The 23,068-nt window shown below is 31.8% G+C and carries 20 protein-coding genes; 9 read left to right on the forward strand and 11 right to left on the reverse strand.

Translation table 11 applies throughout. The features are described 5' to 3' along the window. The 3 genes from OH806_RS13025 to OH806_RS13035 form a co-directional block, all read right to left on the reverse strand. A complete protein-coding gene (locus tag OH806_RS13025) occupies positions 1–966 on the reverse strand; it encodes a D-2-hydroxyacid dehydrogenase (protein ID WP_264744108.1) in 966 nt (321 codons plus the stop codon). A gap of 124 nt (positions 967–1,090) precedes the next feature. Next, on the reverse strand, positions 1,091–2,155 hold the full coding sequence (gene serC, locus OH806_RS13030; protein WP_264744109.1) for a 3-phosphoserine/phosphohydroxythreonine transaminase: 1,065 nt from the start codon (positions 2,153–2,155) through the stop codon (positions 1,091–1,093). 122 nt (positions 2,156–2,277) lie between these two features. Next, positions 2,278–2,628: a 4Fe-4S binding protein gene (locus tag OH806_RS13035; RefSeq protein WP_264744110.1), complete on the reverse strand. Its 351-nt coding sequence runs from the start codon at positions 2,626–2,628 to the stop codon at positions 2,278–2,280. A 59-nt stretch (positions 2,629–2,687) separates the two neighbouring features. Here OH806_RS13035 and OH806_RS13040 point away from each other — a divergent pair, with 59 nt between their 5' ends. From OH806_RS13040 to OH806_RS13050, 3 genes are read left to right on the forward strand one after another with little or no spacing between them, the layout of a single operon-like run. After that, positions 2,688–3,722, forward strand: a complete 1,035-nt coding sequence (locus tag OH806_RS13040; RefSeq protein WP_264744111.1) for an acyl-CoA reductase — start codon at positions 2,688–2,690, stop codon at positions 3,720–3,722. A 46-nt stretch (positions 3,723–3,768) separates the two neighbouring features. After that, positions 3,769–4,227, forward strand: a complete 459-nt coding sequence (locus OH806_RS13045) for a peptidylprolyl isomerase (RefSeq protein WP_264744112.1) — start codon at positions 3,769–3,771, stop codon at positions 4,225–4,227. Positions 4,228–4,236: 9 nt separating this feature from the next. Further along, positions 4,237–4,926: a Bax inhibitor-1/YccA family protein gene (locus tag OH806_RS13050; RefSeq protein WP_264744113.1), complete on the forward strand. Its 690-nt coding sequence runs from the start codon at positions 4,237–4,239 to the stop codon at positions 4,924–4,926. A 116-nt stretch (positions 4,927–5,042) separates the two neighbouring features. Here the strand turns inward: OH806_RS13050 and OH806_RS13055 are convergent, their stop codons facing one another. From OH806_RS13055 to OH806_RS13070, 4 genes are all read right to left on the reverse strand, one after another. After that, on the reverse strand, positions 5,043–5,291 hold the full coding sequence (locus OH806_RS13055; RefSeq protein WP_264744114.1) for a DUF6952 family protein: 249 nt from the start codon (positions 5,289–5,291) through the stop codon (positions 5,043–5,045). Continuing rightward, positions 5,291–5,596: a thioredoxin family protein gene (locus OH806_RS13060; RefSeq protein ID WP_264744115.1), complete on the reverse strand. Its 306-nt coding sequence runs from the start codon at positions 5,594–5,596 to the stop codon at positions 5,291–5,293. The genes OH806_RS13055 and OH806_RS13060 overlap by 1 nt, the downstream gene beginning before the upstream one ends. Positions 5,597–5,667: 71 nt before the next feature. Then, a complete protein-coding gene (locus OH806_RS13065) occupies positions 5,668–6,300 on the reverse strand; it encodes a peroxiredoxin (protein WP_264744116.1) in 633 nt (210 codons plus the stop codon). 250 nt (positions 6,301–6,550) lie between these two features. Beyond that, on the reverse strand, positions 6,551–7,744 hold the full coding sequence (locus OH806_RS13070) for a pyridoxal phosphate-dependent aminotransferase (RefSeq protein WP_264744117.1): 1,194 nt from the start codon (positions 7,742–7,744) through the stop codon (positions 6,551–6,553). Between the two features lie 94 nt (positions 7,745–7,838). On the opposite strand from OH806_RS13070, the gene rsmG reads away from it, so the two are divergent. The 3 genes from rsmG (at position 7,839) to OH806_RS13085 (ending at position 11,676) form a co-directional block, all read left to right on the forward strand. Next, the gene (gene rsmG, locus OH806_RS13075) at positions 7,839–8,474 is read left to right on the forward strand and encodes a 16S rRNA (guanine(527)-N(7))-methyltransferase RsmG (RefSeq protein WP_264744118.1); all 636 of its coding nucleotides are present in this window, start codon (positions 7,839–7,841) and stop codon (positions 8,472–8,474) included. A gap of 64 nt (positions 8,475–8,538) precedes the next feature. Beyond that, the gene (locus tag OH806_RS13080) at positions 8,539–8,946 is read left to right on the forward strand and encodes a hypothetical protein (RefSeq protein WP_264744119.1); all 408 of its coding nucleotides are present in this window, start codon (positions 8,539–8,541) and stop codon (positions 8,944–8,946) included. Between the two features lie 30 nt (positions 8,947–8,976). Then, the gene (locus OH806_RS13085) at positions 8,977–11,676 is read left to right on the forward strand and encodes a PD-(D/E)XK nuclease family protein (RefSeq protein ID WP_264744120.1); all 2,700 of its coding nucleotides are present in this window, start codon (positions 8,977–8,979) and stop codon (positions 11,674–11,676) included. 62 nt (positions 11,677–11,738) lie between these two features. On the opposite strand, the gene OH806_RS13090 is transcribed toward OH806_RS13085, so the two are convergent. The 4 genes from OH806_RS13090 to OH806_RS13105 all read right to left on the reverse strand — a co-directional run bounded on the left by OH806_RS13090 (position 11,739) and on the right by OH806_RS13105 (position 17,262). Beyond that, positions 11,739–13,691, reverse strand: a complete 1,953-nt coding sequence (locus OH806_RS13090; protein ID WP_264744121.1) for a T9SS type A sorting domain-containing protein — start codon at positions 13,689–13,691, stop codon at positions 11,739–11,741. A 187-nt stretch (positions 13,692–13,878) separates the two neighbouring features. Next, positions 13,879–15,057 carry an acyl-CoA dehydrogenase family protein gene (locus OH806_RS13095; protein ID WP_264744122.1) on the reverse strand — a complete coding sequence of 393 codons (1,179 nt, stop codon included), beginning with the start codon at positions 15,055–15,057 and terminating at the stop codon, positions 13,879–13,881. 130 nt (positions 15,058–15,187) lie between these two features. Then, entirely contained in the window at positions 15,188–15,976 is a 789-nt protein-coding gene (locus OH806_RS13100) for an NUDIX hydrolase (RefSeq protein ID WP_264744123.1), read from the reverse strand. A gap of 23 nt (positions 15,977–15,999) precedes the next feature. Further along, entirely contained in the window at positions 16,000–17,262 is a 1,263-nt protein-coding gene (locus tag OH806_RS13105) for an MFS transporter (protein ID WP_264744124.1), read from the reverse strand. Positions 17,263–17,361: 99 nt separating this feature from the next. Here OH806_RS13105 and OH806_RS13110 point away from each other — a divergent pair, with 99 nt between their 5' ends. From OH806_RS13110 to OH806_RS13120, 3 genes are read left to right on the forward strand one after another with little or no spacing between them, the layout of a single operon-like run. After that, on the forward strand, positions 17,362–20,175 hold the full coding sequence (locus OH806_RS13110) for a SusC/RagA family TonB-linked outer membrane protein (RefSeq protein WP_264744125.1): 2,814 nt from the start codon (positions 17,362–17,364) through the stop codon (positions 20,173–20,175). A gap of 14 nt (positions 20,176–20,189) precedes the next feature. After that, positions 20,190–21,629, forward strand: a complete 1,440-nt coding sequence (locus OH806_RS13115) for a RagB/SusD family nutrient uptake outer membrane protein (protein WP_264744126.1) — start codon at positions 20,190–20,192, stop codon at positions 21,627–21,629. Position 21,630: 1 nt separating this feature from the next. Beyond that, on the forward strand, positions 21,631–23,061 hold the full coding sequence (locus OH806_RS13120; protein ID WP_264744127.1) for a glycoside hydrolase family 30 protein: 1,431 nt from the start codon (positions 21,631–21,633) through the stop codon (positions 23,059–23,061). Positions 23,062–23,068: the final 7 nt, after the last annotated feature.

Here is a 23,068-nt window from a genome sequence, read left to right on the forward strand (position 1 = left end):
TTATTTTATAGTTTCTTTTTGTAGCTTAATAATTTGTTCTGCAAGTTCAACTCCGATTTTCTCCTGAGCATCAACAGTGTTTCCTCCAACATGAGGTGAAAGTGATAGAGCTGGGTTCATTAATAAAGGAAGTTCCGGATTGGGTTCGTTTTCAAAAACATCCAAAGCCGCTCCTGCAACTTTTCCTTCTTCAATAAAATCAATCAGAGCAACCTCATTAATTATCCCACCTCTTGCTGTATTTACAATATAGACTCCGTCTTTCATTTTTTCAAACTGAGGTGTGTCTATAATATATTCATTTGTTTTTGGGGTATTAATACTAATAAAATCTACTTCTTTTAAAAAGGCATCCATATTATTATCAGAAGTGATTTCAAAGTTAACAGACTGCCCATCGAAGAAGTTTAAAGTAAGAACTTCCGTTTTAGGTTTTCTTGTTAAAACTTTAACCTTCATACCTAAAGAGATTCCCATTTTTACAACTTCCTGACCAATACTTCCAAAACCGATTACTCCTAACGTTTTTCCTGAAAGTTCATAAGCATTGCTAAATGATTTTTTCATAGCATTGAAATGACTTTCGCCCTCCAAAGGCATCAATCTGTTGGATTCATGAAGGAATCTTGCCAAAGAAAAGAAATGTCCAAAAACCAATTCTGCAACTGATTTTGAAGAAGCAGTAGGAGTGTTGATTACACTAATTCCTTTGCTTTTAGCATATTCAACATCAATATTATCCATCCCGATTCCTCCTCTTCCTATAATCTTTAAAGTAGGACAGGCATCTATCAAATCTTGTCTTACTTTTGTTGCACTTCTTACTAAAAGGACATCTACATTATTTTCGTTGATGAAATTGATGACATGATCTTGTGCAACTCTGTTGTCCAAAACCTCAATTCCTGCATTTTTCAATGCCAGTTCTCCTGCTTTCGAAATTCCGTCGTTAGCTAAAACTTTCATGGTTTTTTTAATAATTTAATAATTTGAAGATTTGATGATCTTAAAATTTTAATGGTGGCGCAAATTAAGAAATTTTGAAATAATATTAATTTAGATTTTAATCTATGAAAATCAATACTTTAAATTATTTTATACTTTTCATTACATTTACCAAAACCTGTACGCTTTCAATTGGTAAAGCGTTATAAAGACTAGCTCTGTAACCGCCTAAACTTCTGTGTCCATTTAATCCGCTAATTCCGGCAGCTTTCCATGCGTTATCAAATTCTTCTTTTTTGCTTTCGTCTGTGATTTTGAAAGAAACATTCATCAATGAACGATCTTCTTTTACACAAAACGTTTCAAATAACGGATTGTTATCAATCTCATCATATAAAAGTTTAGCTTTTGCTTCATTTCTTGCTTCAGCAGCAGCAATTCCTCCGTTGTTTTCTAAATGCTGTAAAGTCAATAAAGATGCATAAATCGGAAATACAGGTGGAGTATTATACATAGATTCTTTTGCTATATGCTGAGAATAATCCAACATAGAGAACATATTTTCTCTTCCTGTTTTGCCTAAAATTTCTTTCTTAACCACAACTAAAGTTACTCCTGCAGGTCCCATATTTTTTTGAGCTCCAGCATAGATTAAATCGAATTTAGAGAAATCCAGCTGTCTTGAGAAAATATCAGAACTCATATCACAAACCATCAAAGTATCAACCTCAGGGAAAGATTTCATTTGAGTTCCATATATCGTATTGTTAGATGTACAATGGAAATAATCGTATTCTGAACCTACAGTATAGTCTTTTGGAATAAAAGAGTAGTTTTCTTCTTTTGAAGACCCCAAAACATCTACTGTTCCAACTTTTTTAGCTTCTTTAATAGCACCTGCAGCCCAAGTTCCTGTATCTAAATAAGCTGCTTTACCACCAACTTTCATTAGATTATAAGGAACCATCGCAAATTGTAAACTTGCGCCTCCTCCTAAATACAGAACTTCATAATCATCACCAAGATTCATTAATCTTTTTACAATTGCACGAGCTTCGTCCATCACTGCTACGAAATCCTTGCTTCTGTGAGAAATCTCAAGAAGAGATAATCCGATTCCGTTAAAATCTAAAATTGCCTGAGCAGATTTTTCAAATACTTCTTGTGGTAAAATACATGGTCCTGCGCTAAAGTTGTGCTTTTTACTCATATTCTTATTTTTTTGGTATCTGTAAAAAAATTAATCCTACAGTTTTATTTTTAGTTTGTTTTTGATTTTTAAAAAAAATGATGATATAAAAAACCGCCTCACAATGAATGAGACGGCAGTTTTTATTCTCCGTGTAAGAATGCTTTTTTATTAAGCAATGCTTCTTCCGATTCTACATGGTCTTCATCCGGAACACAACAGTCAACAGGGCAAACTGCGGCACACTGTGGTTCTTCGTGGAATCCTTTACATTCTGTACATTTATCTGTTACAATAAAATAAACATCATCACTTACCGGTTCTTGAGGTGCATTTGCATCAATCGTAAGTCCCGATGGTAGAGTTACAGTACCTGAAAGAGTAGTACCTTCTGAAGCTTTCCAATCTACGGCTCCTTCATAAATTGCGTTGTTTGGACATTCTGGTTCGCAAGCCCCGCAGTTTATGCATTCATCAGTTATTTTAATAGCCATCGCTAATTTTTTTTAAATTTGCACAAAATTACAAAATATTCCCCAATTTTAAAGTAATTATGAATATTGAAAATCAAGTTTTAGGACTTACCAAATTAAGCGATTATATAAAAGCGTTTTTATCAAAAAATCAGGAGGCTTATAATGAAAATGATTCAGACTTTGAACTTTTATTGAAAAAGTCTGAAATAGAGAACCCTTGGTTTACTATTGAAAACCAAAAACACGCTTTACAGCAATGGGCTGACTTATTAACGGAAGAAAATATAAAGAGCTGGATTCAAGAATATTCCATTTCAAAAATATCAAAGAGAGTAGGATTGATTTTAGCAGGAAACATTCCTTTGGTTGGGTTTCATGATGTAATTTCTGTTGTTTTGAGTAATCATATTCCAGTTATTAAACTATCTTCTAAAGACAGATATATGATACCATTTTTACTAAGAAAATGGAACGAATTTTCAAATAATCAGGTTGAATTTGAATTTGTTGAGAAATTAGAAAACTTTGATGCTGTAATTGCAACAGGAAGCAATAATACAGCAAGATATTTAGAATATTACTTTAAAAACCATTTGAATATCATCAGAAAAAACAGAACTTCAGTTGCGGTATTGAAAGGTGATGAAACAGATGAAGAGCTTCAACTTTTAGCTAAAGATATTTTCCAATATTTTGGATTAGGTTGCAGAAATGTAACACGACTTTTCATTCCTCAGGATTTTGTAATTGACAGGTTATTTGAAAGTTTTTTAGGATATCAGGATGTTATTAATCATAATAAATATGCAAATAATTATGACTATAACAGAGCCGTCTATCTTTTAAATCAGGAAAAATTTTGGGATAATAATTTTGTAATGCTGAAAGAAGACGATAAACTTTTTAGTCCGCTTTCGGTAATCAATTTCAGTAGATATTCTTCTTTGGATAAAGTTAAAAACTTTATTAAAGAAAATGAAGAAAATATTCAGTGTATAGTTTCAAAAGAGGATTTAGGTTTTGGAGCAGTTTATTTTGGTGAAGCTCAAAATCCTAGCCTTAATACTTATGCAGATAATGTAGATACAATGAAGTTCTTAGAGTTAATTTAATTCTTTGTATCTTCATCGTCTATTTTCACCAAATCACTCAAATTATATGAAAAAAATAATTCTGGTTTCTACCATTTTCATTGCACAATTTGCTTTTTCTCAAACGGTAAAAAGCTTAAAAATAGAAAGCGGTGAGAAAAAAGAGCAGCTGACTGATCTTACAAAAGAAAAAATTGCTTCTTACAATGAAAAGTTTCTGCAGTTTATTAATACTTTGAAAATTTCAGACCGAAAGGCAAGTGATGCTTTACTGTCTGAAAAGGCAAAGATGGTTGTTTCCGATAATGTCTATAAAAGGCTTTCTACAGACATTGATTTCAGTAAAAAACTTGAGATTTATAAATCAGGTTACAAAATGGTGAAAGACGGAAATATGTACCCAATGATTCAGTACAAATACGCCGATGATAAATCCATTAATCCTCAACATATTATTACGGCTGTTTTTGAAGAAAACGGTAAAATTTTAGGAATAAAACCAGTAAAAAACACTTTGAATAAATAAAAAATAATTATGATAACAGACGATTCATTAGTAGCGCTTTCTTCCGAAACAGAAAGAGCTGATTTTTACAAAAAAACGTATTTACACGTTGCTTTATCAATCCTTGCATTTATTGGGGTTGAAACTATTTTATTAAAAACTGTACCGGCAGAAATTATAGGTTTGATGTTTGGTCAAAAATATACATGGCTTTTAATAATTGGTGTTTTTTGGTTGGCTTCTATCTTAGCAAATAAATGGTCATTATCACAAAGTAAATCTACTCAATATATGGGATTAGGATTTTATATTTTGCTGGAAGCTGTGATATTTTTGCCTCTAATTTATATAGCTGTTGCCAATGCAGGTGGAGTAGTAATTTATCAGGCTGCAATGCTGACTATTGCAATGTTTGCCGGGATTTCGGTGGTTGCTTTTACTTCTAAAAGAGATTTTTCTTTTTTAAGAAATATTATCGTGATTGGAGGTTTTATCGCAATAGGATTAATTGTTGCTGGTGCTATTTTCGGATTCGACCTTGGACTTTGGTTCTCTGTAGGAATGGTAATTTTGGCTTCTGCAAGTATTTTATACGAAACAAGTAAACTTAAAAACACTTATACAACCAACCAATATGTTGGTGCTTCTTTACAGCTTTTTGCTTCCATTATGTTGTTATTCTGGTATATTCTAAGAATATTAATGAGCAGAAGAAGCTAGACTTAGAGTGAGTTATGAATTATAAGTTATGATTCATTTTTATAAACCCAAAAAATCCTGATGTGTTTCATCGGGATTTTTTATTGTAAGAATTTTACTTCTTAAATATTTGTTTTTTATTTATCAATTGATCCTAAAACCTTTTGAGCAAAAGAATTTAAAGCATCTTTTTCGCTCATTCCGTTTTGTACATTAGCATGAACTTCCAAAGCTCCGCAAATGTTTGTGATTAGTTCTCCTGCAACATTAAGATCCTCTTCACTTGTTCCTCTGAATTCGCAAAAACTTTCTAAAACGTCTAACGTCTTTTCAAGGTTTTCAGGAGTTTGGTTTTGATAAAACTGTCTTATTACGGGTAGTTTCATTATAATTCGTTGAATAAATTAATTAAACTTTCAGCTTGGTTTGTCTGAACCTGATTTACCAATTCCCCATTTTTGAAAATTGCAAAAGTAGGTAAGTTGTCAACTTTAGCTAATTTTCTGCTTTCAGGTAGTTTTTCAGCATCTACATAAAGGAAAGGAATGCTATCATTTTCAGAAGCTAGTTTCTTGAATTTTGGTTTCATGATTCTGCAGTTTCCACACCATGAAGCACCATATTGTACTACAACTTTTTCATTATCGCTTACAATATTTTGTAGCGTATCTTCTGTTAATTCTGTATACATGATTTTATTTTAAATATTGAAAATTTAACAATGTAGTCACGTGACTACATTGTTAAATTATGTGACTATAATTAGTTTTTAGCTAAATATTCAGCAGTAGAAGTTCTATCAGCTTTCATAGCATCTTTTCCTTCTTCCCAGTTTGCAGGGCAAACTTCACCGTGCTTCTGAACGTGAGTATAAGCGTCGATTAATCTTAAATATTCTTTTACGTTTCTTCCAAGAGGCATATCGTTTACAGACTCATGGAAAACTTTCCCTGTTTCGTCGATTAGGTAAGTAGCTCTGTAAGTTACGTTAGAACCCGTGAAAATTTCTTCCCCTTCTTCATTGTATTCGAAATCTTGATCTACAATTCCTAGAATGTTTGCTAATTGTCTGTGAGTATCAGCTAAAAGTGGATAAGTAATCCCTTCAATACCTCCGTTGTCTTTTGAAACGTTTAACCAAGCAAAGTGCACCTCATTTGTATCACAAGAAGCACCGATTACTTTAGTATTTCTTTTTTCGAATTCACCTAAAGCCTCTTGAAAAGCGTGAAGCTCAGTTGGGCAAACGAAAGTGAAATCTTTTGGATACCAGAATAAAAGAACTTTTTGTTGGTTTGCTGTTGCTTCTTCAAAGATGTTGATTCTAAGATCATCACCCATTTCAGACATTGCATCTACAGTTACATTTGGGAATTTTTTTCCTACTAAAGACATAATTTTTTCGTTTTATATTTTGATTAAAATTTTCTAGTGCAAAGATAAGAATTTTATCTATCAATAATTAAAGTTTTGATAAATAAAATCTATAACAGTTTTAGGTTGAAAATTACCTAGAATACCTTTAATATCATGTATATCATCAAGTTGGCGATTCAATAATATTGATGAATTTTATATAGAAAATTAGACTAAATAAAAACTAAAGATTTAATAGGTTTAGGCATATTAAAATTTTGAAAACAAATTAATTAAACTTCTCCAGTAATTCTTTAATCCTTCTCATTGCTTCTCTCAAATCTTCCTCAGAAGCAGCGTAAGAGAATCTGATACATTCCGGACTGCCGAAAGATACACCTCCTACACAACCAACTTGAGCATTTTCTAAGATAAACATTGCAAAGTCATCAGAATTATTTATTTCAGTTCCGTTTAAAGTTTTTCCGATATAATAAGAGATATCTGGGAAGAAATAAAATGCAGCTTTAGGCAATACAACTTTGAAGCCTGGGATTTCTTTTATCAACTCATATACCAAATCTCTTCTTTTTTTGAATGCATCAATCATGTATTTATATTCAGAAGGATCTGTTTTTAAAGCCGTGATAGAAGCTCTTTGAGCCATTGTATTCGCACCGCTTGTCATTTGTCCCTGAATTTTTTCACATGCTTTTGCCAACCATTCCGGACAGGCAGAATAACCAATTCTCCAACCCGTCATTGCAAACGCTTTAGACATCCCATTGATAACAGCAGTCTGTTCGTAAACCTCAGGAAACTGAGCTATAGAAGTCGTTTTTGTTTCATAATTAATAAACTCATAAATTTCATCGGAAATAACCGTAACATGAGGATATTTAGCAATAACTTTAGCCAGAGATTTCAATTCATCATAGGTATAATATCCACCTGAAGGATTACACGGAGAACTGAACAAGATAGCTTTTGTCTTTTCATTAATAGCTTCTTCCAATTGTTCAGCAGTTATCTTAAAATCCGTAACATAAGAGGTCGGAAGCATTACAGAATTTCCACCCATCATTTTTACCATTTCATCATAGCTTACCCAATAAGGATTAGGAAGGATAACCTCATCACCGTCATTGATAATTGCCGCCAAAACATTTAGAATAGCCTGTTTGGCTCCATTTGAAACACAAATCTGTGTAGGTTTATAGTCTAAATTGTTATCTCTTTTAAGTTTATATGCAATGGCTTCTCTAAGTTCTAAAAATCCAGGAACAGGAGAGTAGTGACTAAAATTTTGGTTAATTGCATCAAATGCGGCTTGTTTTATATTATCCGGAACATCAAAATCCGGTTCTCCAAGAGTTAAGCTTATAACATCTATTCCGCTGGCTTTCATCTCTCTGGCTTTATTAGACATTACAAAAGTTTGTGAGTATCCTAATCTTTTTACTCTATCTGAAAGTTTATCCATAAAATTTTTTGCATTTAAACAAAAGTAGATAATAAAAACTTAATTTGAATACAATATGAAATAAAACTTATTTTTGCCTTTTATAATATTTCTCATGTCTACAACAATACTATTAAAATATTTTCCGAATCTTACAGAAACACAGATTAATCAGTTTAATCAGTTGGAAGGTTTATACAATGAATGGAACGAAAAAATCAATGTTATTTCCAGAAAAGATATGGAGTCTTTATATGAAAAACATATTCTTCATTCATTAGGAATTGCAAAGGTGATGGAATTTGCTCCTGGAACCAAGGTTTTAGATATTGGTACAGGAGGTGGTTTTCCTGGGATCCCTTTGGCTATTCTGTTCCCTGAGGTAGAATTTACTTTAATTGATTCTATCGGAAAAAAAATAAACGTTGTAAATGCTGTAGCAGAAGGAGTAGGGCTTACAAATGTAACTGCAATTCATGGAAGAGCAGAGAAGTTAAAAGAAAAATTTCATTTTGTTGTAAGCAGAGCTGTTACTCAGATGCCAGAATTTTTAAGATGGCTGAAAGGAAAATTTGAAAAAGAGCAATTCAACCCAAAGCATAACGGGATTTTATATTTAAAAGGAGGAGACTTAGCAGAAGAATTGGCGGGACTTAAATGCGAAATATTCAACCTTAAAAACTACTTTGAAGAAGAGTTTTTTGACACTAAAAAGGTTGTTTATTTATCAAAAGGTAATTTTAATTCTTAATTTAACATAATTAAGGAATAATTTTTGCTTAAATTTACGTTAATAATCATAAATTCATGAAGCTATGAAAAAGTATATCAATATTGGATTTTCTGCTATAGTTTTAGGGTTATTTTTAACTTCCTGTAATGATGATGAAGGCTATGAAACAATTCAGTCGATTGCTAAAGTGAAAATTGACAGTGTAAAAATTATTAATGATACGATGGATGTTTTCACCGTTCAAAGCATCAAAACATATTCCAATTATTCGTCTCAATGTCAGGGTTTTTATGGTTATGATTACATTTATGGAGATAATCTTACAAGAACGGTAACATCATACAAATATCTTACGGACGGAAATTGCGCTCAAAATAATCATGTTGTTGCAAGTCAGATTAATTTTAGTCCGCAACAGATAGGAACTTATACCTTTAAGTTTTGGAATGGTGATAACAATTGGATTACCAAAACAATTGTAGTTGAATAAACTATACAATTCAAACAACTTAAATAACGCTTGAAATTTTTAAATAAAATTATCTCGGAACTTCTTGCTCAAAACACAGATTTATCTGAGTTTAATATCATTTTACCAGGAAAGAGACCTATTGTTTTTATCAAACAAATTTTAGAAGAAAATAACTATTCAGGCTTTCTTCCAAGTTTTTTTACCATTGAGGAATTAATTGACAGGATTGCAGATAAACAGCCAATTCAGGGGATTTCTCTTTGGCTTTTTGCATTTGATGTTTATAAAAGTCTGAATCTTATTCCGAATGATGATTTTTCCGATTTTTTGAAGTGGTTTCCCACTTTACAGAAGGATTGGGATGATATTTTAAAATTCTCTGAAAGCGACCAAGCTGTTTTGCAATACATGTTTGATGAAGAAAGAATAAAAGATTGGGCGCAAAATTTAGGTGATGATGAAAACATTCCAAGAAAAAAATTCCTTAATTTCTGGAAAAACATGAATGTTTTTCTTCCTGTTTTAAAACAAAGATTACAGGAGAAAAACTGGGCAACCTCAGGAATGATTCATGAAACGGCAAAATCTAAAATCAATGATTTTGCTAAAACCACTTCAGAACAATTCGTTTTTTGTGGCTTTAATGCATTTACTCCAGTTGAAGAAAAATTGGTAAGAAGTCTTTTGCAGTGGGATAAAGCTCAGTGTTTTTTTCAGGTTGACCGATATTATTTTGATGACGAAAGACAAGAAACCGGAAGATTTCTCCGAAATCATAAAACATGGAAAGAATTTAATGATAGCAGAGCTTTCAATTGGATAGAAAACGACTTCAATCAGCCTAAAAATATAAAAGTTTACGAAGTTTCAGGGAATATTACTCAAACGAAAATTTTACCGGAAATTTTTAACGAAATAGAAAATAAAACCTATTCTAATACAGCTGTCGTTCTATTGGATGAAAACTTGCTTCCCGCAAGTTTGGATGTGATGCATTCTGTTGAAAATATTAACATTACAATGGGGTTTCCATTGAAGAATTTATCCTTTTCAAATGCTGTAAAACAATTATTCTATCTTCAGAAACAATTAGAAAAAAATAAGTCATCATATTATTATAGAGACATCTTTCCAATACTTGAAGAACTTCCGAAATCTATTGATGATGAACAGATTATCAATAGTTTTAAATCTAAAATAGAGGAGAGGAATATAGTTTACATCTCCAAAAAGTTGTTTTCGGAACTTCTAGGTGAACTTTCCTATTATCAGTTGCTCCAAAAGGCAAATTCCACGAGTGAATATTTAGATTTATTGATAGCTTTCTGTCAGCAAATCAAATGGTTGGATATTGATGATATTCAGTATGAAAATATTTCTCACTTCGAAAATGCTTTTAGAATAATCAAAAACCAACTTTCACCTTATCAATTTGAAATTAAGATGGAAACGCTGGAAATTTTAATTAATCAACATATCAATTCCGAAAGTATTGATTTTCAAGGTGAGCCTTTGCGAGGACTTCAAATCATGGGACTTTTGGAGACCCGACTTCTGAATTTCGAAAATGTGATAATGCTTTCTGTAAACGAAGGAAAATTACCGCTCGGAAATTCTCAGAATACTTTTATTCCGTTTGATATTAGACGCTATTTTGACCTTCATACATTTTTGGAAAATGATAGTATTTACGCGTATCACTTTTATCGATTGATTCAGGATGCCAAAAATGTACACTTGCTTTTCAATGCATTAAGTTCAGGCGTAAATACAGGTGAAAAGAGTAGGTTCATTACCCAAATCGAAATGGAAAGTTCTCATCAAATAGAACATCTTATTATTGAAAATTCTTCAGAACCGATTATTACCCAACCTGTAGAAATTCAGAAAACAGATATCGTTCTTGAAAGGCTCGAAAAATGGAAGCAAAAAGTTTCGGCTTCCCACCTTACAAGTTACCTCTATAATCCGATTGATTTTTACCTTTCAAAGATTTTAAACACTTCAGAAACCGACGAAATTGAAGAAGAATTGTCAGTTAGAAATTACGGAAACTTGGTTCATTATTCACTTCAAGAAATTTATGAAGTATTAATAGGTAAAATATTAAAAGAAAGTGATTTAAAAGAATCAATTAAAGCAATTGATAAATATATAGAAATAGGTATTGAGAAGCTAAAACATCAACCCGAATTCTATGAAAAAGGAATGAACTTCATTCATAAAGCCATTGCTAAAAAAGTGATTGAAAGCATTTTGAATCATGATTTGGAATTGGTCAAAAAAGGAAATAAATTAGAAATTGTTGCCATCGAAAAAAGATTTGAAAACATTGATTTTTATCTTGATGAAAATACAAAAGACAAGATTTCATTTTTCGGGTTTATTGACAGGGTAGATAAACTCAACGGAACGCTAAGAATTATTGACTATAAAACTGCAAAAATCAAAAATTTGACAGTAAAAATAGATGCAGATAATGCCGACGAATACTTCCATAACAATGACAGAAAACAAGCTCTGCAATTGTGTATTTATCAGTATGTAATCCAAAGTATGCCCGAATTTTGGGGATTGCCTGTAGAAACAGGAATTTGGAGCTTTGCAGAAGCAAGAAAAGGAGTGGTTTCTTTACAGTTTGAAAAAGGAGACATTAACAATGCGATGGAATCTATCAAGAGTCTTATCCTTGAGGTTTTAAATCCTGATATCAATTTTATTGAAAACATTAAGTCTTTTTCCAACTAAAAAAGCACTTCAAAAATGAAGTGCCTAACCTAAAAGTTTAAGAATTGTATTGAGAAGGTAACTTATAGTTTTACTTTTTTGCTTACAATTTTACCATTGCTTTTCGTTACCTGAACTACGTATATTCCTGATTGTAATGATTTAGATTCAAATTCAGGTCGTTTTAAGTCTTGATTTTCAACTAAACTTCCCGAAACACTGTATATTGCAACATTCTTGATTTCATCTTCCGATTTAACGATAATTTGGTTGTTTTTAGCGAAAATTTCCAAACTATTATTTGAATTGGTCGGATTATTCAAACTTTTATTAAACTGAAGATTATAATAAGGCGTAACAACTTCAAGTGTAAGGTTTTGATTTTCAATATTATTTAAATCAACACCTCCTTCTTTTGTATAGTCAATTTGAGAAATGGTTTTAATTAAATTTTTATTTTCATCAAAAATATTAATGTGAGAAAGTTCAGTTTCATCAATTTTCAGTACTAAAATATTATTGTTTTCAGATTTTACAATTTCATTTTCAGCTATTGTTTTTGGAGTATTTTTAATGTATGGGATTATTTTTTCTTCATTATTTTCGGCAACTTTTAATAAATAAACTCCATTATTTAACTTAGATAAGTCATTGTTTGTTGTTGATTTGTTTTCCGCTTTCTCTTTATTGAAATCAGTAATTTCTTTTAATTCTAAACCATTAAGGCTTGGATTTATTTGTGAAGAATACAACGGATTTATTGCTTTTTCAGTTTTGGAATTGGCTTGTTTTGAAGTTAAGACTGCCCATTCATTAAATAAACCACCACTTCTCAAAGTATTAAATTTGGCATTAGAAGCCAAAACAAACGGAACAATTCCCCCGATATGCCCTAAAGGGCCCCAATAGAAGGAATCTAATTTATATTTATTCAAATCCCACCAAGGATAATAACCTCTTTGTGTATTGAGTGTTTTTGAGGTATTTTCAGGATGTATAGCCAAGTCAACCGTAGAATGTCCTAATGTTGTAGGAGTTTTGTTATACCAATCGTATACATCACTTACTTTTAAACATTGTCTGAGTTTGCTATTCTGATTATTAACAACATCATTCACAAAATTTGTTGTGAAAAGATTTCTCCAAACCAGAGGTCCCCAAAGTAAACCACCGTTATCTTGAACCACATGATAATTATATTTATCTAAATATTCCAGGGAAATTACCTCTGAAATATTATTGGTATATGTTTTATAATCTAAATTATTACAAGTATTTACAACATTAGCGAGAAAAGAAGTAAACGGATAAATATCCTTTTCTATAACTCCTTTTTGAAGTGTTACACCTGAAAAATCATAAGGACCGTCTCCCATATACGCATATTTGAATTTCAAATTCTTGGGATTTGAAATACTCAAGCTTTTTAATGTCGACATTGCTGCATGTGCACCTTGAGAATATCCTGCTATAAAATATTCATCATAACGTTTTATGTTTAATTGTGATAAAACTTTGTTAGCTGCGGTTATAAAATCAATTGTAGCACTCGCTTCGGTAGGATAGTGTACATATGGATGAACTCCGTCTCCAGAACCCATTCCGACATAATCAGGAGCCATTAAAATATAGCCATTCAAAACATAAGAAAGTTCTACCACAAAACCTGCGGTCATTACACCTTTTAAATTTGATGGTACATTATTTCTATTATCAGTTGTTCCGTGCTCAGAAACAACGGTAGAAAGCTTATAATTTACATCAGGATACATTAATAAACCAGTAGCTTTTACAAGTACATTATTCTCATTTTTGGTATAATAAGTGATTTTGTAGCCTTTTACTCCTAAATGAAAACTGTTCAGATAATTTACAAAATCTGGCGTATTCTGCTCACCAAGATTATTTGAAATGAAATCTGATAAACCTTGTGGGGTAAGATTGAGTTTTTGCTCAAAATTAACAACATCTCCAGCTTGCTGTGCAAAGTAAAATGGCGCAGTAAGACCTAGTAATAGAAAAGTAAGCTTTTTCATATTTTTATATTTTGGTTGTTAACAAGTTATTTTTTTTCTACAATATTCACAATATTTTGAATAATCAACAACTATTCATTGAATACAAGTTTTCTATTATTTCCTTTAAAAACAGATATAAATCAATAAAAAAAGCCCGTTCAATTTGAACGGACTTAAACTATATATAAATATTTTCGTATTATTTTTAGAAAGCGTTGATACCTGTAATATCTAAACCTGTAATCAGTAAATGAACATCATGTGTTCCTTCATAAGTAATTACAGATTCCAAGTTTGCAGCATGTCTCATCATCGGGAATTCACCCATAATACCCATTCCTCCAAGAATCTGACGAGATTCTCTAGCTATATCTATCGCCATTTTCACATTATTTCTTTTTGCCATAGAAATTTGTGCAGGGGTTGCTGTGTGAGCATTTTTAAGATTTCCTAACTGAAGGCAAAGCAACTGAGCTTTTGTAATTTCAGTTAAAAACTCGGCTAATTTTTTTTGCTGTAGTTGATAAGATCCAATAGGTTTTCCGAATTGTTTTCTTTCTTTAGAATACTGAACAGCAGTACAATAACAATCAATCGCTGCACCAATTACTCCCCAAGAAATACCATATCTAGCAGAATTCAAACATGATAAAGGTCCTTTTAATCCTGTAACTCCAGGAAGTAAATTCTCTTTCGGAACTTTAACATCATTAAATACCAATTCACCTGTTTTAGAAGCTCTTAAACTCCATTTATTATGGGTTTCCGGAGTTGTGAAGCCTTCCATACCTCTTTCAACAATTAGTCCTTGTACTTTTCCTTCTTCATTTTTAGCCCAAACTACAGCAATATCGCAAAGAGGAGAGTTGGTGATCCACATTTTTGCTCCATTTAAAAGATAATGGTCTCCCATATCTTTAAAATAAGTCTCCATAGAGCCCGGATCTGAACCATGATTAGGCTCAGTTAAGCCAAAAGAACCAATCATTTCACCGACTGCTAATTTTGGCAAATATTTTCTTTTCTGTTCTTCCGAACCAAATTCATTGATAGGAAACATCACCAAAGAACTCTGAACCGATGCTGCAGAACGAACCGCAGAATCACCTCTTTCTAATTCTTGCATGATAAGACCATAAGAAATCTGATCAAGACCAGAACCTCCATACTCAACCGGAATGTAAGGCCCAAGCGCACCTATTTTCCCTAATTCACGCATCAAATTTGGGATATCTGTATGATTTTGGGCTGCTTGATCTATTTGTGGCATTACAAAACTTTCAACCCACTCTCTGATTGACTGACGAATAAGTTTGTGTTCTTCGGTAAGTAATGCATCTATTCCGTAATAATCCGGGATGCTTGTAAGAGGATAATATGACATGTTTTTTTGATTTGTTTAAAAATAACACTTTTCGTGTTGTCTGAGAAATTTTTTTTGAATTCCTTTTTATATATTGTCTTTCAATACAATAAATTATTTTTAAATAGAAAAATTTTCAATATTCTACGTATTATACTTCCTCGTCATTGGTGATAGGGTACTTGTTGGTAGAATTATGAACTTTATTTTTGAATTTATATAAATATGGAGCTTTATTAGCTGATCCATCATAAAACTTTTCTAATCTGTCTAAGATATTTAAGCTTAAAATTTTGCGCTGAAAATTATTCCTTCTGAATTTTTGCCCTAGAATAGTCTCGTACAAACATTGAAGATCTTTCATTGTAAACTTTTCGGGAAGGAGATTACTTGCTGCAACTTCTGTGTTGATATTCATTCTAAGGTATTCTAAGCCGGTTTCTATAATTCTGTCGTGATCAAATGCCATTTCCGGAAGGTTGTCAACTTCAAACCATTCACAGGTTTCATTGAACGCATCAGGAAAAGTATTGGCTAAGGAAAAATCGATAAGACTACAATATCCTACCGTTATAAACCTCTGAAAAATCCAGTGATCTTTAGGAACTTCAATACCCTTATTATTAAGCAAAATCTGATGAACATTATTTTCCGTTCTATCTATCCTTCCAAATGTATGAAATTGCTTTAGGAAAATATTTTTCAAATGTGTTCTTTCGTACAGAACCCGTTCAGCAGCTTCTCTAAGATCTTCATCATTGAAAACAAAACCTCCAGGAAGCGACCATAAATTAAGATCATGATACTTTAAAAGTAAAACTTTCAAAATATTATCGTGAAAACCAAATATGGTGCAGTCAACAGAAATATGGGATACAAAATCTTTTGTATCAATAAGTTCCTGAAGGGTTTCTTTATTTTTTTCGTTATTGATTTTCATGGAAGTAAAAATAAAATTATTTTCTATATTTTTTTCTTTACACTGTGAAAATATGTTAAACTTATTATAAAAAGCACAACCACAGCAAGTAAGATATACAATGAATAGTAATTTAATAAACCTTTTGCAAACAAAAGCGACATCGTTATAGAACTAATAGAACTGCCTAGAGAAGAAAAAATGACTATCAGTGAAGTAAAAAGAGTTATTTTATCTTTATCAATCATTGCAATCATTTTTGAATTGATGACAGGATAAAGAGGTGATAAAAATAAACCAATTACAGGAAATAAAAATAAAAGAATCTTTGAATCTTCTGAATCCAAAAATTGTATTCCTAAAATAATACACAATACAAGTATTATTAAGGAAAGACAAATTGTAAAATATTTTGACAATGAAAATCTTTGAATAATATTTGCTGTAATTGTTCTTCCGATATAAGAGAATAATGCCAGAAGGGAGGACGCCTGTATAGCAAAAAAAGAATTGACTTTCAGGTGATTTTTATAGAAAGAGGGTAGCCAGGAATTAAAGCTTTGCTCAACAAATACAATAAAAAAAATAACACCTAAAAAAATAATAACAGATTTATTCACAAATTTTGATAGATCTGCAATCACACTGGTTTCATTTTCTTTTACTGATTCTGAAATTTTTAGTCGAGAAAATAATACAATTGCAATAATAGAAAGAAGTGAAATTGACAAGAACCCGAATTTCCAAAAACCTGAATATTTGCTCGAAATAAGCCAACCAAAACCTATATTAACTGCAAAAACGCCTATCATAAATGATGCTTCAACACTATTCATCATTTTTGCGAGGTATTTTTCTTCTCTAGTACTATTGCGGATAATTCCAAAAACACAAATTTTACCAATAGCAAAACATGCTCCGATAATAGCAAACCATAACTTATAAAACCAAAAAACTTCAACAAAAGGTAAAATACATGAACAAATCCCAACAATGGCTAATGCAGAAATTAATGCTTTCTTAGTCCCTGCTTTATTAATAAACTTGACTGCAAAAAGTGAAATAATTGCAATAGGCAAATCTTTAAATGATTCTAATAATCCAAGTTTTTCATAAGTAATTTTAGCTTCCGAAAGTTGAAGAATCACTATCCCCATGCAGTTTAGCACCATAGAGAAAATTAGAAAAGTTAGCTTGAGGGGAAGGCCAATTTTGGAGAGCTTACTATTCATTTTAGGGATTTTTTTATTCGGAATTTTGACTTTTTCACAAGTTATTAAAGATATTTTAACGCTTTCAGCCCCCAAAAATAAACGAAAAAATAAAATATTTATTAATTTAATGTTAAATAATAAAAAAAAATATATTTTTATTGTCTCAATTTGAGAATTAAAAACTAACTGTATATGAATGTAAAAAAAACAACAAGTTTAGGGATGATTGCTGTATTGTATTTTACAGCAAACTTTAATGCCCAAAAAACGACAGACACTCTTCCCAAAGAAAAAAAAATAGAGGAAGTAGTACTTATAGGATATGGTTCAGTAAAAAAATCTAACCTTACAAGTGCTGTTTCTACTGTAAAAGCCGACGCTTTCGATGATCGACCTATCTACAATGTAGGACAAGCATTGCAAGGACAAGCAGCAGGAGTAAACGTGATACAGGCTTCAGGCAAACCGGGTGCAAATATTGACGTAAAAATTAGAGGTAACAACTCTATTTCGTCAAGTGTAAGCCCACTTTATATTGTTGATGGAATTCAGACTAATGATATAAGCGGAATTAATACTGATGATATTGTAGATATGACGATCCTAAAAGATGCATCATCTACAGCTATTTATGGAACGAGTGGTTCTTCGGGTGTTGTGATTATCACAACTAGAAGAGGAAAATCCGGAAAGCCACAACTAAATTTCAATGCTTATTGGGGAATTTCTAAAGCAGTAAAGAATATTGATGTTCTAAACCTGGATCAGTATAAAGAATTGATGAAAGAAATAAATGTTTCTTATTACAACACTGCAAACAATCCTAGATATGACGGAATAAATACAGACTGGACAAAAGAAGTTTTCCGTACAGGTTTCGACCAAAATTATAATGTAAATTATTCTTTTGGTGATGAAAATGTAAAAGTATATACAGCGTTGGGATACCAAGATATTGATGGTATTATAAATCCTGCAAAATTCCAAAGGACATCTACTAAAATAAATTTAGATGCTAAAATATTACCTTGGTTGAAATTAAATTCTTCATTGAATTATTACAATACAACTCTAAAAAATACTAATGACAATCTAAGTACAGCGAGAGGAGGTGTAGTATTAAGTGCATTCAATACACCTAGTTTTTTGCCTGTTTACGGAGAGCAAGTTAATTTCATTTCTACCGATCAGGCAGTTTATGATCCAGCTACAGGAAATATAAAAGATGGATATAAGCCAGGACAATTTGCTCCCAATCCATATCAATCTTCTTGGGAAAATCCTGTTGCTTACCAATCCAGATTAGATAAAACAAATACTCATCGTTTTTTAAGTAATTTTGGATTAGAAGTTAATATTCTTAAGAATCTAGTTTGGAAGCCAACTATTTCATTTGATATGATAGATTCTCAGAACACCAAGTTTGTAGATGGATATCAAAGTAGTTACGGACGTGAGAAAAAAGGGATAGGTTCAGAAAATAATTACTTATTTCAAGAGTATATTTTTGGGAATACTCTAAATTATACTATTAAAAAATCTGTTCATGATTTCTCATTGTTAGGAGGTTTCGAAATGAGAGAGAAAAATGTCCAGTATAGATCATATAATGGTGAAAATTTCACCGAACCTTTAACTAATTTTAATTATAATTTAGCTACGAATCAGGGGTATGATTATCATAAAGAAATATTAAGAGGAGTTTCATTTTTTGGTAGAGCACTTTATACATTCAACGAGAAGTATACCATTATGGGTGTTTTTAGAGGAAATGCAAATTCTGCATTGGCTTCTGGAAATAGATGGGGCTTTTTCCCAGGAGTATCTGCTTCTTGGTTAGTATCTAAAGAAAATTTCTTAGCAGACAGTAAAGTAATTAGTGAATTAAAGTTAAGAGGAGGATGGGGACAAACAGCTAATGTTTCAGCTATTCCTGCATATTCTAGTTTCAATCTATACGATCCTTATTGGTCTAATGGAGTTGTTACATATAAGTCAACTCAAGCAGATAGTAGAGATTTGACATGGGAGACAACTACTGATACAAATTTTGGACTTGATTTAGGATTATTAAATAATAAAATAAGATTTGCAGCAGATATTTATAAAAGAAAAACAGATAATTTGATTATCCCTTTAGTTATGGGAGACTTAACTTATCCTATTTATAGAAATTTTGGTTCGCTAGAAAATCAAGGGCTAGAGCTTTCTCTTAGTACCACAAATGTTAAGAAAGAAAATTTCTCTTGGAGTTCTTCATTTAATATAGCTTTTGCTAAAAATAAGGTTTTGAATTTTGATTATGTAAATACCATAGATGCCGCAGCTATTGAAGGCATGGGAAGTTTGGTTCGTTTCGGAGTTGGTCAACCTCTAAGTATGTTTTACGGATATCAGATAAATGGAGTGAATCCTCAAACAGGAGATTTAGAATATAAAGATCTTAATGGTAATGGGTATATGGATTCTTTAGATAGAACTTATATTGGTAATCCGAACCCAGATTATACATTTGGATTCTCTAATAATTTTACTTTGAAGAATTGGTATATGGATGTTCTTGTAACAGGATCTGTTGGTAATGATGTCTTCAATGCAACACGTTTTGATTTAGAAATGATGAATGATTACAAAAATCAATCAACAGCTGTATTAAACAGATGGACAACTCCTGGGCAAATTACCGATGTTCCAAGAGCAGGGTCTGCATCTTCTCTTAATATTTCTGATCGATTCGTAGAGGATGGTACATTTGTAAAGATAAAAGCAGTAACCATTGGTTATAATTTCAAGCAACCTTTCAAAGGAGTGAATAAACTGAACCTTTATCTTACTGGGCAAAACCTATACACTTTCACAAAGTATACGGGTATGGATCCTGAAGTTAATGCTTTTAGTTCTAGTAGTAATGCTACAGCGGGTGCTTCTAATGCTGTGATGGGAATAGATTACGGTACTTATCCGCAAGTAAGAACTATTATTTTTGGAATTAAAGCAAATTTTTAAACTAAACAATTATTATGAAAATAAATACATCAATATATTATTTATTAGGGATTTCATTACTTACTACGAGTGTTTCATGTAGTAACTTCTTAGATACAGAGCCTATTACGGAACAACAGATAGATCTTACAAATCCGCTAAAAACAGCTACAGATGCAGAAAATAGAATGAATACAATCTATAATGCATTTGGAAATGAATATTGGCAGCTAGATTATTTCTTCAACGGAGACGCGCAAACAGATATTTCTTATGCTGGGGCAGATAATGTACAGAACTTTCAGCAGGATGAATATAGAATATTAGCAACTAATTCTAATGTTCTTAGAGATTGGAAGTATTTATACGGTTTTATTAATGACTGTAATATGATTTTGAACTATGTTGACGAAATCAATGATCCTTCACTTACATCTGCACGTAAAGCACAAATGAAATCTGAAGCAGCTATTATGAGAGCTCTTTATTATTTTCATGCTGTACAGCTTTGGGGAGATGTTCCAGTGGTAACTAAAGCTGTAATTGGGGTTAATTCGGCAAATTTTGATGAAGTTTATAGTCAGGTTTACCCTGCCAGAAAACCAATACAAGAAGTTTACGACCTAATAATTTCAGATCTGGAAGGCTCACTTGCTAATGCTCCAGCTGGTTCAGAAAAATATAAAGCTAACAAAAACTTTGCTTATGGATTATTAGCTAAAGTTTACGCTACAAAGCCTAATCCAGATTGGGCAAAAGTAAAACAATATTGCAACAACATTTCAGGAGTAAGTTTATTGGCAAATTATGATCATTTGTTTGATGGGAATCATGAAGGTAATGCAGAATCTATATTTGAAGTTGATGGCAACGCAGGAAGTGTATGGGCGTGGGGAACTTCAATGTTTACAGGCACAGACTGGAAAAAATTCAATGTTCCGTCTAATGATTTGGTAAAAACATTTGATGATGAAAATGATCTTGTAAGAAAAGCAAGTACAATTAAATTTTCAACAGTAAGTTGGTCAGATAATTTTTGGACAAGCAACAATTATCCTTTCATGAATAAAATGAGGCAAACGGATGGAAAACAAAATTTTTATATCCTTCGCCATGCAGATATTCTTTTATTACAGGCTGAAGCAGCAGTTAGAACAGCAGATTACACTGGTGCAGCAGGTTATATTAATCAGGTGAGACAAAGGCTAAGTTTGCCAACTGTAACAATTTCGTCAGAATCAGATGGAATAAATAAAGTATTAAAAGAAAGAAAATTAGAATTAGCTTTTGAAGGTCATCGTTGGTTTGACCTGAAAAGAACGGGTAAGGCAATTGAAATATTATCACAACAGAAGGATGGAAATGGCAGTATATTGTCTTATGCAGGAAATATTAATCAAGATAGATTATTATGGCCAATTCCTCAGGGACAAAGAGATAACAATCAAAATCTGACTCAAAACCCAGGTTACTAATATGAAATTCCACAATTTATATAGTTTCTTTTTACAAAGTACTACACTACTATTTAGTGGTGTGGTACTTTTACCTTTATCATCTTGTAACTCAGTTCCGAACACAGGAAATGAAGTTCAGTATTGGCTGACAAAAGGAGATGAAAGTGTAAAACTTCAACAACAAAACTCTATCATTTTTGTAAATACCCCTAATAATCTTCAAACTATTGAAATTGATGATTCTCAAAAGTTTCAATACATTGACGGATTTGGATATACATTAACCGGAGGAAGCGTAGAAGTGATCAATAGGCTTTCTCCTTCAAAAAGAAAAGCATTACTTAATGAACTTTTCGGAAATGATAAAAATTCTATCTCCGTAAGTTATTTAAGGTTAAGCGTCGGAGCATCAGATTTAGATAGCGAAGTTTTCTCTTATAATGATTTGCCTGAAGGACAAACTGATCCTTCGCTTTCAAAATTCAGTTTAGCAAGAGATAAAGATTTGATTGCAATGTTGAAAGAAATTTTAGCAATCAATCCTAAAATAAAAATTATTGCTGCACCTTGGTCTCCGCCAACTTGGATGAAAGATAACGGAAAATCAAAAGGAGGAAGTTTAAAACCTGAATTTTATGATGTTTATTCAAAATATTTCGTGAAATATATTCAGGGAATGCAAAAAGAAGGCATTATCATAGATGCAATTACTCCCCAAAACGAACCTTTGCATCCTGGAAATAACCCGAGTCTTTTGATGCCTTCCGATCAGCAAAGAGATTTTATAAAGAAAAGTTTAGGTCCTATTTTTAAGGCTAATAATATAAAAACTAAAATTGTTGTCTATGACCACAACTGTAATAAACCTGAATATGTAACCAATATTTTGAGTGATCCGGAAGCTGCTCAATATATTGATGGTTCTGCTTTTCATTTATACGAAGGTGATATTTCAGCTTTATCAACCGTTCATAATGCTTTTCCTAATAATAATCTGTACTTCACAGAACAATGGACCGGTGCGAAAGGAACTTTTAACGAAGATTTGAACTGGCATACCAAAAACGTTATCATTGGTTCTATGAGAAACTGGAGCAAAATAGCTTTAGAATGGAACGTGGCAAATGACACAGAATTTAAGCCTCATACAGATGGAGGTTGTACTGAATGTAAAGGAGCAATTACAGTTTCAGATAGTGAAAATTTCACCAGAAATGTTTCATATTATATTATTGCACACGCTTCGAAATTTGTTCCTGCAAATTCACAAAGAATTGCTTCTACTGAGACCGAAAATCTTTCATCAGTAGCCTTTAAAACTCCATCGGGAAAAACAGTTTTGATTGTTCAGAATAATAATAAAAATTCTGAAAATTTCAATATTAAATATAATCAGAAAACAGCTCCTGTTACAATTTCCGGAAATTCAGTTGCAACCTATATTTTTTAAATTATGA

Source organism: Chryseobacterium oryctis (assembly GCF_025971925.1).
GTDB classification, from domain to species: domain Bacteria; phylum Bacteroidota; class Bacteroidia; order Flavobacteriales; family Weeksellaceae; genus Chryseobacterium; species Chryseobacterium oryctis.